The 15215-nt window shown below is 68.4% G+C and carries 6 protein-coding genes and 2 pseudogenes; 6 read left to right on the top strand and 2 right to left on the bottom strand.

From position 1 onward, the window contains the following. From BLS43_RS28680 to BLS43_RS29735, 6 genes are all read left to right on the top strand, one after another. Positions 1–548, top strand: a 548-nt coding sequence (locus tag BLS43_RS28680; protein WP_093089842.1) for a glycoside hydrolase family 16 protein, incomplete at its 5' end; no start/stop codon positions are given. Positions 549–678: 130 nt separating this feature from the next. Next, positions 679–1140 (top strand): type 1 periplasmic-binding domain-containing protein, encoded by a 462-nt coding sequence (locus tag BLS43_RS28675; RefSeq protein ID WP_093089841.1) that lies wholly within the window; start codon positions 679–681, stop codon positions 1138–1140. 39 nt (positions 1141–1179) lie between these two features. Next, the gene (locus BLS43_RS31820) at positions 1180–11832 is read left to right on the top strand and encodes a LamG-like jellyroll fold domain-containing protein (protein WP_143030284.1); all 10653 of its coding nucleotides are present in this window, start codon (positions 1180–1182) and stop codon (positions 11830–11832) included. A 6-nt stretch (positions 11833–11838) separates the two neighbouring features. Next, positions 11839–12225 (top strand): DUF6896 domain-containing protein, encoded by a 387-nt coding sequence (locus BLS43_RS32265; RefSeq protein ID WP_425438587.1) that lies wholly within the window; start codon positions 11839–11841, stop codon positions 12223–12225. A gap of 241 nt (positions 12226–12466) precedes the next feature. After that, the gene (locus BLS43_RS29740; RefSeq protein ID WP_143030283.1) at positions 12467–12880 is read left to right on the top strand and encodes a DUF6896 domain-containing protein; all 414 of its coding nucleotides are present in this window, start codon (positions 12467–12469) and stop codon (positions 12878–12880) included. A 155-nt stretch (positions 12881–13035) separates the two neighbouring features. Beyond that, complete coding sequence (locus BLS43_RS29735; RefSeq protein ID WP_143030282.1) at positions 13036–13428, top strand: DUF6896 domain-containing protein; 393 nt, start codon at positions 13036–13038, stop codon at positions 13426–13428. Positions 13429–13675: 247 nt separating this feature from the next. On the opposite strand, the pseudogene BLS43_RS31495 reads toward BLS43_RS29735, so the two are convergent. Next, a pseudogene (locus tag BLS43_RS31495) lies at positions 13676–13879 on the bottom strand (IS3 family transposase); the annotation flags it as partial. Between the two features lie 162 nt (positions 13880–14041). Next, positions 14042–14983, bottom strand: a pseudogene (locus BLS43_RS28660) (IS110 family transposase); the annotation flags it as partial. Between the last annotated feature and the right edge of the window lie 232 nt (positions 14984–15215).

The raw sequence follows: 15215 nt of genomic DNA, 5'->3' as shown, positions 1-15215 counted from the left end.
TCTACGAGGGCGCGGGTCACGACAACAACGGCCGCCGGGTCGCGTCCGCCTGGTCGGTCGACGGCGACGTGGTGACGGTGCGCGGCAACACAGCCGGTGACTCCGGCGGCATGGCATATCGAACAGGGCAGTACCGAGGCAAGTGGGAGGCACGGATGCGGGCACCTGTCGGGGACCCGGACTACCACCCGGTGCTGCTGCTGTGGCCCGACGCCGAGGACTGGCCCGTGGGCGGTGAGGTCGACTACGCCGAGATCTCCGACCCCGACAGGCAGAACGTGGACTTCTTCCTGCACTACGGCGCCTCCAACAGCCAGACCCAGACCAGTCGCGCTCTCGACGTCACCCAGTGGCACAACTACGCCGTCGAGTGGACCGATCGCTGCATCATCGGCTACATCGACGGCGCGCAATGGTTCTCCGACTGCGAACCCGGCCATCAGCCGCCACGAGCGATGCACATGACCATCCAGCTCGACGCCTTCAACGGCGACGGCCCCTACCGGCCCTCGGAGATGATGGTCGACTGGATCAGGCAGTACCGATGACCGCCACCGAACCGGGACACCGACGCCGCGTCGACCGCCTGATCAGGAAGAGTGTGCGATGAACCTCAGGCAGCGCAACCCACTGGGCGTGGTCGCCGGTCGAGTGGGGCGCCGCTGGTGGATCCCCACCGTGCTGGTCGTCCTCGTAGGTATCGGGCTCGTGGCGTGGTCGTGGTGGCCCGAGCCGCCACGCGCCCGGCAGTACCGGCCGGTCGCGGCGTGTCTGCTCGTCGATGACGACATCACTCGCGGGCCCGCAGCATCGGCCTGGGCGGGGATGCAGGACGCCTCCACGGAGTCACTCGCACGCGTGCAGTACATCGAGATCCAGGGCCCGCCGACGGCAGAGAGCGCGACCTCGACACTGGCGGGCCTGACCACGTCAGGACGCTGCACCGCAGTCGTGGCAGTCGATGAACGTGCCATCACCGCAGCGCGCGCCGAAGCCGGGGCGCATCCCGACCTCGCCTTCGTGCTCGTCGACGGCGGCGGCGGGGAGCAGGGATCACCGAACGTCACCGTCATCGATGGGTCGTCGACGGAGGAGATCCGGGAGCAGACACGCCGCGAGATCCTCCGCCTCGTCGGCTGAACCGATACCCCTCGACCCATCGCTCTGAAAGGGGCTGTCGTGCTCCGCTCGATCTCTCGTTACGCGCGCCGCGTCTGCGTGGTCATCGTCCTCGCCATGGTGCTGTCCGTCGCGGCGATACCGGCGTCGAACCCCTCCTCCGGAGGCTTCTCGCTGTCTGTGTTGTGGTCGTGGCTCGGTGGCGGCTCCGCATGGGCGCTCGACCTGGCGGGCATTGACCTGCCGGAACCCGCCGAGGGCCGTACACCGCCGGAGGGCGTCCAGGTCGACGCCGATGCCACGAGAGCCGGCACAGGGGAGGGGCGGGCCGTCGAGCCGGAGCCGGGAACCCTGGAGCCCTACCGCCCGCACGAGACACCGGTGACCGAGACGCAGACCGGGACGAGCGAGGGGCGCTTCGACCCGGAGACCAGTGTCCGAGTCCCCGATCAGAGCACCGCCGACACCGACCTGTACAGCAACGCCGACGGGTCCTTCACCCGCCGCACCTTCTCTCAGCCGGTCAACTTCCAGGCCCCCGACGGGGCATGGCAGCCCATCGACTCCACTCTCACCGAACAGCCCGACGGGCGGCTGCACGTCACCGCGAACTCCATCGAGGTCTCGCTCACCGGCGACACCGCGACGACCATCGAGGCTCCCGAGCCGGTCGAGGAGCCTGGCCCCGGCCCGAACACGACCGATCCCGGCCCCGCGACCCAGACGCCGGCAACGCCGACCCCCACCGGGCCCGAGATGCCGGGGCCCGCGGTTCAGGGGCCCGCGGTTCAGGGACCCGCGGTTCAGGGACCCGCAGTTCAGGGACCCAGGACGCCCGGTAGCGCAGTCGGTGAGGAGCCCGGCGCTGCCACGGCCGTGCCCGACGGTTCGGCTCCCGTCGAGCCGAGCCCGGTCGACGAGCCGGGCGCGACAACTGCACCGGAGGTCGATCCGGCGGCAACGGTGGTCGAGGTGGAGCAGCCCGGTGCCGGCACCGGGGGCGAAGGAACCGCGGGTCCGGTCGAGGATCTCGCCACGCTGGCGCTGCCGTCCGGCGAGTCGCTCGGCTTCCGGCTCGAGGGCGCGGCCCCGGTCGAGCCGAGTGTCGAGGGCGCCACGGCCTACTACGCCGGCGTGCTGCCGGACACCGATCTCGAGCTGAGCAGCTTCGCGACCGGCATCAAGGAGACCTTGGTCCTGCACTCGCCTGCCGCGGCCTCGGAGTGGATCTTCCCGCTGACCCTCAACGGGCTGACCCCTGCGCTCACCGAGACCGGTTCGATCGACCTGCTCAACGCGGCCGGGGAGGTCGCGGCGCATTTCCCGAACGGGTTCATGCAGGACTCCAACGTCGACCCCGCCTCCGGGGCGGCCGCCGAGTCCCCGAACGTGGCGTTCGAGATCATCGAGCACCCTGACGGCCAGGCCCTCAAGGTCACCGCGGACCGCGCGTGGCTGGAGGACCCGGCACGGGTGTACCCGGTCCGGGTCGACCCGACCGCTCAGACGGTGACGACCGCCGATGCGCAGGTCGACAACGACCCGGGGACCCTGAACGACGGCGACTCCATGACCGTCGGCACGTTCAACGGTGGAACCACGAAGGCCCGCTCCTTCATCAAGTTCGGCAACATCTCCCCGGCCACGCCCGGCATCGGCCGGGTCACCGGTGCGACGCTGAACCTGTTCCTGACCTGGACGTCGACCTGCACCACCTACCGGCCCTTCAACGTCCATGAGGTCACTCAGGACTGGACACCCGCCGGGCTGGCGAGCGCGACACACCCTGGCCCGTCGGTCGGTGCGGGTGTGATCGGCTCGTTGACCGTCACCAACCACTACCCGGCCTGCACCAACACCGGCGCGGTCCGCAGCGTCGGCTCGTACGTGAGCGTTCCGATCAACGCCGGAGTGGTCGACAACTGGGCGCGCGGCGGAGCCAACTACGGGGTGGCGCTCCTGGCGTCGGAGACGGACTCGGCGTCGTGGAAGCGGTTCACCTCGTCCAACTACGCCGGGGGCGGTTACGCCCCGTACATGGACGTCACCTACACCTCGAACACCCCACCGCAGATCGGGATGCGGTACCCCGCGAACAACGGTGAGGTCGGCACCCTCACCCCGAACCTCGCCGCCGACGGCGTCGACCCCGACCTCTGGCCGGGCACCGGCGTCACCTACAACTACGTCGTCTACGACGGCACCGGCACCAACGTCGTCGCCAACTCGGGCTGGACCCCGGCCACCTCCTGGCCGGTTCCCTCCGGGGCGCTGAAGTGGAACGAGGACTACCTCTGGGTGGTCCAAGCCTACGACCAGCACCTCTACAGCCCGGTCTACGCCGTGCAACGGTTCAGCACCGCCGTGCCGCAACCGGTGCTGACCGGTGACCTGGGCCGCAACCCCGGCCGCGGCTTCGAGCCGACCACCGGCAACTACACCACCACCGCCACGGACGCGTCGATCCCGACGGTCGGACCGCCGCTGGAGATCACCCGCAGCTACAACAGCCTCGACGTCCGCCGCGACGGCGCCTTCGGCGCCGGCTGGTCCAGCGTTCTCGACACCCGCGCCACCCAGGTCAGGGACAGCACCGGCGCCGTCGTGGTCGTACAGGTCACCCACGCCAACGGCAAGGACGTCGTGTTCGGCCGCAACGCCGACGGCAGCTTCACCGCCCCTCAGGGCACCCATGCCGTGCTGACCGAGATCCTGTCCGGGTCCACGGTCACCGGTTACCGGCTCGTGGACAAGGACTCCACCGAGTACGAGTTCACCCAGCCCGGCCCCACCGACGTCTTCCGGCTGACGTCGACGAGCGACGCCAACGACCGCGCACTCGAGATCAGCTACGACGGCGCCGGCAACGCGAACCTGATCAGCAGCGCGTCCGGGCGCGAGCTGCACCTGAACTGGTCGCACCCGACGGGCTCGACCGTCTCGCACGTCACCCAGGTGTCCACCGGGCCTGCCGTGCCGGGGGACTGGAACACCACCGACGTGTGGCAGTACAGCTACGGAGACGCCGACCAACTCCTCGAGGTCTGCGCCCCACTGACCCCCGCGACGTGCTGGAACTACGACAACCGCTGGGTCTCCCAGCACGCCAACGCCCTGCTCAACGAGGGACCGACCGGGTTCTGGAGGCTCAACGAGCCGGTCGGAACGCCGACCGCGGAGAGCTCGGTCCTGGCCAACGCCGGCACCGACCGCGCGATCTACACCGACGTCGCGCTCGAGCAGGACCCGGCGATGCTGAGCTCGGACTCGACTTCGGCCGGGTTCAACGGCACCTCCTCGCGCGTCGAGCTGCCCCAACGCCTCGTCGTCGAGGGCCAGTACCAGAGCGTGAGCATGTGGTTCCGCACCACCACGCCCGGCGGGGTGCTCTTCGGGTACAGCCAGGACCCCATCACCCGGCCCGGCGGGGCTCCGAGCTCCTACATCCCCGCGCTCTACATCGGCTCCGACGGGAAGCTGCGCGGCCAGTTCTGGAACTACACCGTCAACCCGATCACCACCTCCGGGTCGGTGACCGACGGCGAGTGGCACCAGGTCGTGCTCACCGGCGCCGGGACGACCCAGACCCTCTACCTCGACGGCCAGGAGGTCGGCACGCTCGCCGGCGGCATGATCAACCAGATCGCCGACGACTCGGCCCACGTCTACGTCGGCGCCGGCTACGTCGGCGGTGTCTGGCCGGGCCACGCCAACACCGGCGCCGCCCCGGCGCCGGCCACGTTCTTCAACGGCGACATCTCCGACGTCGCCTTCTTCAACCGACCCGTCCCCGGCTACACCGTCGGCGACCTCTGGGACATCGGCACCAACGGCCACCCCGTCCTGGAGAAGATCACCCGCCCCTCCGGCGGCGTGAACGCCGAGGTCGGCTACAGCACCGTCACCGGCCGGGTCGAGACCCTCACCGACGAGAACGGCGGCGTCTGGACCCTGGGCGACCCCGAGGTCTATGGCAGCAGCGAGGTCTACACCGCCTCGATGCTGGGCGGGGCGCCGAGCAACTACTGGCGCCTCGCCGAGACCGGCACCACCCAGGCGGTCAACGAGGTCCGCGGGACCGACGCCACCTACAACAACGTCACCCTCGGCGCGGCGGGCCCGTTCTCCGGGACCACCTCCGCGGCGTTCAACGGCTCCAGCTCGTACCTGACGCTCCCGGACAGCGACATGCCCGGCCCCGACTCCGGCTCCGAGGGAATCTCGGTGGGCTTGTCGTTCAAGATGGCGTCGGGCAGCACCGCAGGCGGCGTCCTCTACGGCTACCAGAACGACCCGGTCACCGCCATGAGCGGCGGGGACTGGATTCCCGCCCTCTACATCGGTACCGACGGCAAGCTGCGCGGCGGGTTCGGCTGGAACCAGGTCGTCACCCCGGGCAGCGTCAACGACGGGCAGTGGCACCACGTGGTGCTCACCCACTCCGCCGGGGTGCACCGCCTCTACCTCGACGGGCAGCTGGTCGGGAGCGCCAACGAGACCCTCGCCGACATCGGCTCCGGCCACTCCTATGTCGGCACCGGACGGTGGGAGGGCTCCTGGTCCGCCCACGGCGCCGGGCAGGCCGGGTACTTCCCCGGCTCCATCGCCGAGGTCGCCCACTACCGCAGCGAGCTGCCCGCCACCCAGGTCACCGCCCAGTTCCAGGCCGCGCTGCAGACCGTGCCGCTGGCCTACACGATGCACGCAGGCGTCGCGACCCAGACCACCATGCCGGTGGCCAAGGTGACCGTCACCGGCCCCGGCGGCGCGCAGACCTCGATCACCAGCGACCTGATCAAGGGCCGCCAGGTCGCCGAGACCGACGCGCTGGGCAACACCACCCACTTCGGCTACGACACCGGCGGCAACCGCAGCATGGTCTACGACCCGCGGGGGGTCCTGACCCAGCGGCTGCACGACGTCCGAGGCAACACCACCCAGCTGATCACCTGCCAGGACCAGGCCGCGCAGAAGTGCAACTCGACCTACTACACCTACTACCCGGACGCGACCAGCACCTCGCTGACCCCGGACGCCCGCAACGACCTCATGCTCACCATGCGCGACGGCCGCTCGGCGAGCTCCACCGACGACACCTACCGCACCAGCTACGACTACGACGCCAACGGCAACCGCACCACGGTGACCGACCCGCTGGGCCGAGCCACCGTGACCGCCTACACCGACGGCACCACCGTGCCCGCCTACGACTCCGGGCTGGCGCCACCCGGGCTGCCGATGACCCTGACCACCCCCGGCGGCGCCGTGCAACAGGTGCGCTACCTCCACAGTGGTGACGTCGCCGAGATCACCGATCCCGCAGGGAAGATCATCCGGTTCACCTACGACGGGCTGGGCCGCCAGACCGGACAGACCGAGATCACCGACACCTACCCGGCCGGGCTGACCTCCACCACCGAGTACGACGGGCTCGGGCGCATCATCGCCCGCACCGGCCCCGGCGTGACCAACCGCGTCACCGGCGCCGTCCACACCGAGAAGATCAGCATCACCTACGACGCCGACGGGCACGTCCTCGAACAGCTCACCGAGGACCTCACCGGCGGCGACGCCGACCGCGTCACCGCGAACTCCTACAACGCACTGGGCCAGCAGATCTCCTCCACCAACGCCCTCAGTGAGACGACCTGGTTCGAGTACGACGACCTCGGCCGCATCTTCAAGGAGATCGAACCCGACGGCCGCGTCATCGTGAACCTCTACGACCTCGCCGACCGGCTCACCCTGTCCAAGATCGACGGGTTCGTCGGCGACCCGAACGACCCCGACCCCGCAGCCGACCTCATCACCGTCACCAAGGACTACGACCCGGCCGGCCGTCTCGCCGCCGAGCACGACGCCATGGGCTGGACGACCAACTACACCTACACCGACGACGGCCGGCCCGCGACCACCACCCGCACCGACGGCACCACCTCGTTCGTGCTGGAGGACAACAGCTACGACGCCGCAGGGAACCTCACCCGGCGCGTCACCAACGACGGCGCCACGGTTCGCACCGCGGTCTACGACGCCGCCGGACGACAGGTGTCGGGCACGCTGGACCCCGACGGCCTCGACCGCACCACCAGCCTGACCTACAACCTCGACGACCAGGTCGTGTCCACCGTCGACACCGGCCCCGGCGGTGCGCTCGCCGCCCGCACCGACGCCCAGTACGACCCGCTGGGCCGAGTCGTGTCCACCACCCGACACCTCTCCGACGACTCCGTCACCCCCACAGGCTGGTGGCGCATGAGCGAGACCAGCGGCAGCACAGCAGCTGACGCCGCGGGCAACGCCAAGGCCACCGCCAGCGGCCCCGGGGTGGGCTGGTCGACCGACCGCGGAGGCTCGGCGACCTTCGACGGCGACGACTACCTCGAAACCAGCACCCCGGCCCTGGACACCGCACGCAGCTTCACCGTCTCGGCCTGGGTCAAACGCGACGTGTCCGGACGCTCGCTCAACGCCCTCGCCCAGGACGGCGCCTACGCCAGCGCGTTCTTCCTCGGCTACGACAACGGCGCCAACCGCTGGGCGATCTCCATGCCCGACACCGACACCCCCTCCTACAGCGAGGTCAACGCGCGCTCCACCGGCGCCGCCGCGCTCAACACCTGGACCCGACTCACCGGCGTCTACGACGCCGACGCCCAGACGCTCTCGCTCTACGTCGACGGCACGCTCCAGCAGACCGTGGCCCGCCCGGCCACCGGCTGGTCCGCCCGCGGGCCGCTGTCGATCGGGCGCGGCATGTGGAACACCTACAAGGTCGACCCCTGGTCCGGTGGCCTCGACGACGTCCTCACAGTCCAACGCGCGCTCACCGGCACCGAGGTCGCCGCCCTGCACGCCGACACCGTCCCCGCCACCGACGCCGGAGTCATCCGCACCAGCCGGATCCTCGACCGCGACGGGCTGCCGGTCAGCCAGACCGACCCCAACGGAAACACCACCTACCTCGACCACGACGAGGCCGGGCGGCTGTCGACCGTGACCTCCCCGGCCACCGCCGTCGTGCGGGCCGACACCCCGCCGGCGAACACCAGCGCGGTCTCCTTCATCGGCTACAACACCTTCGGCGAGGTCACCGACCGCGAGGACCCCAACGGAAACTGGTCTCTCACCGAGTACGACGCCGCAGGCCGGATCACCACCGAACGCTCCCCGGGCTACACCGCGCCCGGCGCGGGCACCGAGGAGTTCGCCGAGTGGACCCGCACCTACACCGCCGCCGGGCTGCTGGCCACCCTCACCGACCCGCTCGGTGACACCACCACCTACGCCTACGACCAGCTCGGCAACCTCTCCAGCACCACCGCCCCCGACACCGGCGTGACCCGCAACAGCTACGACCTGCTCGGCAACCAGCTCTCGGTCACCGACCCGACCGGCGCGGTCCAGACCGCCACCTACGACCTGCTCGGCCGCCCCCTGACCAGCACCGAGGTGGTACGCCAGACCTCCACGGCGCACACCACCACCTACAGCTACGGCACCGGCGGCTGGCTCGAGGGGATCACCTCACCCGAGGGGGTCACCACCTCCGCCACCTACAACGCCGCCGGGGAGACCGTCTCGGTCACCGACGGCGCCGGGAACACCTCCACCACCGACTACGACGCCGCCGGGCGCCCGACCCGCGACACCCTGCCCGACGGCAGCTACAGCCGCTCCTTCTACGACCTCGCAGGCCGGATGGGCGGACACGGCACCTACAACGCCGCCGACACCATCCTGACCTGGGAATCCCAGCGCTTCGACAAGGCCGGCAACGTCCGCGTCGCCTACGACCGTCGCGGCACCCAACACGACTACGACTACAACGCCAGGAACGAACTCACCTGGCAGCGCGAACCCACCGGCACCACCAACATCGAGACCACCTTCGACTACGACGCCGCCGGCAACGCCACCCGCCTGCTCGACGGCCGCGGCAACGAGTTCTGGACCACCTACAACTCCTGGAACCTCACCGAGTCCCGCATCGAACCGGCCACCGCCGCACACCCCGACGCCGAGGACCGCACCTGGACCACCACCTACGACCTCGCTGGCCAAGCCGTCACCCAGACCGCACCCGACGGCGTCACCACCACGTCGGTCTTCGACGAGATGGGGCGGCTCACCCAACAGTCCGGCAGCGGCGCCGAGGCCACCACCGACGACCGCACCTTCACCTACGACGACGCCGGACGCATGACCGGCTTCACCGGCGGAGCAGGCGCCGCCACCGTCGCCTACGACGACCGCGGCCTGCCCACCGCCATCACCGGCATCCCCGGAACCTCCGCCTACGCCTACGACGGCGACGGACGGCTGACCACCCGCACCGACGCCGCCGGTCAGACCGACTACACCTACGACACCGGCGGCCGCCAAGCCACCGCCACCAACCCCGCCATCGGGGCCCAGACCTACACCTACAACCAACTCTCCCAGGTCGAGCAGATCGCCTACGGCACCGGCAACCGGCGCACCCTCGACTACGACGACTCCCACCGCCTGACCAGCGACGCCCTCGCCACCAACGGCGGCACCCCCATCGCCTCGGTCACCTACGGCTGGGACCCCGACGACAACCTCACCAGCAAGACCACCACCGGAACCACCGGCGCCGCCGCGAACACCTACACCTACGACGACGCCGACCGCCTCACCTCCTGGGACGACGGCACCACCACCACCGACTACACCTACGACGCCTCCGGCAACCGCCTCACCAACGGCACCCACACCTTCACCTACGACGCCCGCAACCGGCTGCTCACCGCCGACTCCCAGCTCTACACCTACACACCCCGCGGCACCCTGCTCACCGCCAACGGCCAGACCACCGGCACCGACGCCTTCGGCCAGGTCATCACCCAGCAGCACAGCGGTGGGACCCAGACCTACGACTACGACGGCCTCGGCCGCGTCATCCAGACCGGGTTCTCCTACACCGGGCTGGGCAACGACCTCGCCGGCGACGGGACCACCACCTACCCGCGCGGGCCCGGCGGGAACGTCCTCGGCGCCACCACCGGTGGCACCGGACGCCTGGCCTGGACAGACCTGCACAGCGACGTCATCGCCCAGTTCACTTCCGCCAGCGCGAGCCTCAGCGGGTCGATCACCTACGACCCCCTCGGCTCCGTCACCGCCGCCACCGGCATGACCGGCACGCTGGGCTACCAATCCGAATACACCGACAACCTCACCGGCCGCGTCAACATGGCCAGCCGCTGGTACAACACCGCCACCGGCCAGTTCGACACCCGCGACACTGCCAACAATCCGGCCAACCCCGCGTCGATCAACGCCAACCGCTACCAATACGGCAACGCCAACCCACTGACCGGGATGGACCCGACCGGCCGGGCCACCTGCTACACGGACACCGGGCGAGGTCGCGTTGCTGTCTGGTGTCCGGATTCAACCCCGGCACCGACGGTCGGACAGTGGCCGCCGTCATGGACAGGCAACTTCAGGCCGAGCCCAGCGCCAGCACCCGGCCCTAACTGGGGCGCCATCGCCGCGCAGCTCACCGGCCTCGCCAGAGGCGTCGCGAACCAGGTCACCACCAGCTTCAACAACGTCGCATCGTCTGCGCGCGCAGCCGCGGCCCGGCCGGCGTCCGCACCAAGGGCAGCCACGCGTGCTCCCGCGCGAGCACCTGCACCGTCTCGAGGAGTCAACGTCCGAGGCGGAGTAGCAGTCGCAGTCGACGCCGCACGACAGCAGAACCGCGTCGCGATCGAACCGGTAGCCCCCAGAGCACAGGTTTCGCTCGAGGCACTGCTCGCAGCATCCGACGCACCACGCAACGTCGGCGCCTGGGACGTCCGAGACAACCTCGCCGACGCCGCAACCTCCGCCAGCACCATCACCCCCGGCATCCAATGCCTCACCACCACCAGCGGCGGCGGACTCCTCAACTGCATGGTCGGCGGCCTCCGCGCCATCGACGCAGCCCAACAAGCAGCCACCGGCGACCTCCGCCCCACCTCCACCGGCGTCGTCACCCCGACAGCCGCCCGCATGACCGACAACGGCGTCTGCACACCGCAATCGATTCTCTTCGGCACTGGCTGCCAACAGGGCGAAATTGGTATCAACGTCCCGGCGCCGCAGACTTGTCCCATTTCATTCAGTAGTACTGGCAATCTTGGCGGACTATGTCGCGGTGGCTCGAATGGTGCTGACGAGCTGATTGACTCGCTTCGAGGAGGAACGGGCACTCCGGGAGCTCCCGACTTGGGCTCGCATCGGACCGGCCGATATGACGACCCAATCAGGATCACAACTAATAGGTCGGCAGCCAGTTCGGAATCTGACGAGGATGAGGACAGTGTCGAGTCGGATAGCGTAGATGCAGACGGCGTCGTATACCCTTACGCTCTGAAGCGCACCGAATCGCTTCAGGGGAACGCATCGCGGAAGTTCATCGAAGGCCTCGTCGAGAAATTGAGGAGAGGTGAGACTCTTGCGCCGGTTGAACTTGTCGAGATCACGGGTGAGCTTTACGTGATTGACGGGCACCACCGAGTCGTGGCGGCAAAAAAGGCAGGCGTGGATGTGCCTTACCGCATCATTTCTGTCGATGACGAGGCCGTCCGGGCTCGGTATCCAGGAGGGGGTGAGGAGATTGTTCAGACGTGGGCGGAAGTTGGGCCGGACCGGATCTCGAATCCGCACAAGAGGCCGCGAGGCCTGGGGTATCGGTGAGATCGCATGAACGACGTCGAACGGTATCTAGCTGGGCTCGAACGTGTGCGACTTACCCTTCGGGAATCCGGAACAAGTTCTGGGGGGGTGCTCGGTCTCATGAGGCGGCTAGGATTGCGGGAGATTCCGAAGGTCGGCACAATTCAAGGTGATGTGGAGTATGAGTTCCATGGAGTCGGATGTAGATTCACTTTTCCGGACGGTGACGTTATCGATGTCGACATCGTGAATGGCGTTGAAGCGTTCGACGCCTGGCGAGTTCTGCTCTGCGTCGCTGATGGAGAAGAGTCCTCGGGCCGAGGGCTTCGCGAAATCCGCAGACAGTGCGACTCGCTGGTCCGGACTGGTCGCCTTGTGCAACTCCGGCCGGGTTGGTACTCCGATCAAACATGAGCCAGCCAGCGGGCGCCTACCCAAGACCTCAACCGCTCCGTCGCCGACTCGCGCAAGGAGCCGGTGAGCGGCCCCCACGCCCTCCCACTGTCAGGTCCGGCGCCATACACTCGATCTCGGGCCCGGCAATCATGTGCGAGAGCCTTCCAGACCGAGGCGACCCGCGCCGTGCTGCAGTCCTCCGCCCGCCACATCCACCTCAAGTGTGACGAGGTGTCGGCTACGAGTGAGGTGCATCGTCGTGAACGAGGTGGAGATTTATCTCGAAGGATTGACGATCGCGCGAACGCTTCTCGCTCGTAACCATTCGGAGGGTGTCGCCGACCTCAGGCGACAGTACAGGCGGCGCGAAATTGAGAAGTCCGGGCGCCTCGAAGGTGGTCTCGAGTACGACTTTCACGGTGCGGGATGTCGGTTCGTGATTCCGGGTGGACGCGTAGTCGAAGTCGACATATACGAGGGCCTTGAGGTCTTCGATCCTTGGAAGATTCGAGATCACTTCTCTGGGGAATCGGATGGTGATCGACCAGCCGTCGATGAGATCAAATTGCATTGCGACCAACTCGTGCGGACCGGCCGTCTCATTGAGCCTCGCCAGGGTTGGTATTCAGACCGCGTCAATGGCGACCGGATTGAAGCTGATGAAGAATGCTGACATAGGTGGTCGACGATCGTCCAATCCCTGTTATCGAAGACGAGCTCTCCACATCGAGACTCGCTGCGACTTCGGCGCCTTGCTGCACTGACTGAGTCGAGTGACACAGCAGGTTCCAGATTTCTTCGTCGCAAGTTGATGGGTGGTGACGTTGGATGGGTGAGGTCGAGGGTTACCTCAGCTCGCTCTCCTGTGTGCGCACCTCGATCCGGCAGTCAGGGCTAAGCGCCTCAAGGATTGCCGAACTGGTGTGCCACTACCTCGATGGAGCAATTCCTAAGACTGGCCGCCTGAGCGGCGGCATCGAGTATGACATTCACGAAGCTGGGTGTCGATTCATCCTACTGGAAGGCCATGTCGTCGAAGTTGACATGGTCGGCGGAGCAGACGCATTTGACGCTTGGCGAATACTCTTGTATTCGTCGAGTGCTCTTCATCCTTCCGACCGAGGGATTCGCGATATCCGTGTGGAATGTGATTCTCTTGTGCGGGCCGGGAGGTTGATAGCACTCGGCCAGGGTTGGTACGTCGACAGGGAGGGAACGTGACGCTCAAAGTCGCGGCTTCGGGTTCTGTGGGCGAGGCAAGCCCACCGCGGCGTCACGTGGTCTCAAGGCGAGCAGGTGGTGTTCAGCATTGGGTGTATCCCCCTGGCAGCCGTGACGCCACGTCCACGCGTAGGTCTGTTCGGCGCCGTTGATGGTGATCGTGGCCGAGCGCAGGGGGCGTAGTTTGCGGAAGGACAGGCCGGGGGGTGACCTTCCCCCGGTCTCGCGGACTCGTGGGGTGTGGGGTTCAGGCCGCGTCAGCGGCCGGGGTGTGGGCTTGTTCGTAGTCGACGGGTGAGAGGTAGTCCAGCCCGGAGTGGCGCCGGAGCGGGTTGTAGAACGCCTCGATCCATTCGAAGATGCCGTTCGCCAGGTCCTGGCGGGTCCGCCAAGGTTGTCGGTCCAGGAGCTCGACCTGCATGGAGGAGAAGAAGCTTTCGGCGAGGGCGTTGATGCTCCTATAGTTGTCAAGCGACGAGAGACAATTGTTTCGTCTCCTTATGTGGTGCGACGAGGCTCGGTATATCTCTCGGACGAGGTGGCGCTTGAGGCAGCGCAGGATCTCCTTCTTCGTGCGGCCTTCGTGGCTGCGGCGCTCGACGTAGGCGATCGTGGGTTCGTGGAAGCGCATGCGGACGACGAGGATCCGGTGCAGGGCGGCGTTGGCCTGGCGGTGCCCGCCGCGGTTGAGCCGGTGACGGCTGGTCTTGCCCGAGCTCGCGGGGATGGGGCAGGCGCCGCAGAGCTTTGCCAGGGCGGCTTCGCTGTGGACGCGTTCGGGGTTGTCACCGACCACGATCAGCAGTTCCGCCGCGGAGTCCGCGGCGATGCCGAAGTGGCTGGTCAGCGTGGGTGCGGCGCGGTCGGTGAGGGTGTCGAGGACGCGTTCGTGGCGGCGGGCTTCGTAGTCGAGGCTGCGGTGGCGGTCGGCGAGCGCACGCAGGGTGTAGCGGGCGGCGTCTTCGGGTCCGTCCATCGACTGGTAGCGCAGCGCGCGGCAGGCGTCGAGGAGCTCGCGGTCGCCCAGGGGCTCGAGGGCCTCGCGCAGCTCGGCGGGCGCGTTCACCAGGACCGTCTTGAGAGTCACGATCGCCTGGGTGCGGGCCTTCGTCGCGGTGTCCTTGGCGATCTTGACCTGACGGATCATCTCGACCACACCCTCGCGGGTCTTCGGGACGGCGGTGGCCGTGCCGGACAGCACGGACCGGGCGGCGGTCTCGGCGTCGATGGTGTCGTCCTTGCCGCGCAGGTGTCGCACGGTGCGGTCACCGCGGTTGACCTCGATGACCTGGTCGCCGGCGCGACGCAGGAACGAGACGAGCCCGGCGCCGTAGGAGCCGGTGCCCTCGATCCCGAACACCACCGGCACGTCGTCGTTGTCGCCGGCGAGCTCGCCGACCCAGTCGCGCAGTCCCGAGTAGCCCGCACGGTTGACGGTGACCGTGGTCGAGCCCAGCAGTGCCCCGAGCTGGTCGACCGCGACGGCGACGTGGAGGTGTTTGTGGGTGTCGACGCCGACGACGATGCGCGGGCGGTTGTCGTGCGGGATCCTCATCGGTGACTGCGTGTCCTCTTCCCGGGGGCGTGGTCGACAGCGCGCCGGGCGGGCGGGACAGGACTGTGATGGGACCTGCTGAGATCAGGCTCCTATGAGGTCACTGCCCGCTCGGTGCGCCACCAGTGGCGGTGTCGCCCGGGCGGCCGACAAATCAACGCCAGGGCACCGAGAGGGCCAGTCGTAAGCATGGGTCAGACCGACCGGGCGACGAACACCAGTCTCACAGTCG

Source organism: Pseudonocardia oroxyli (assembly GCF_900102195.1).
GTDB lineage: Bacteria > Actinomycetota > Actinomycetes > Mycobacteriales > Pseudonocardiaceae > Pseudonocardia > Pseudonocardia oroxyli.
Note: the sequence above shows the minus strand (reverse complement) of the source record. Positions and strands in the feature narration are given on the sequence as shown.

Excerpts from the sequence above, each read along its gene's own strand:
- BLS43_RS29735 (WP_143030282.1), top strand. The coding sequence starts at position 13,036 with ATGGGTGAGGTCGAGGGTTACCTCAGCTCGCTCTCCTGTGTGCGCACC.
- BLS43_RS32265 (WP_425438587.1), top strand. The coding sequence starts at position 11,839 with ATGAACGACGTCGAACGGTATCTAGCTGGGCTCGAACGTGTGCGACTT.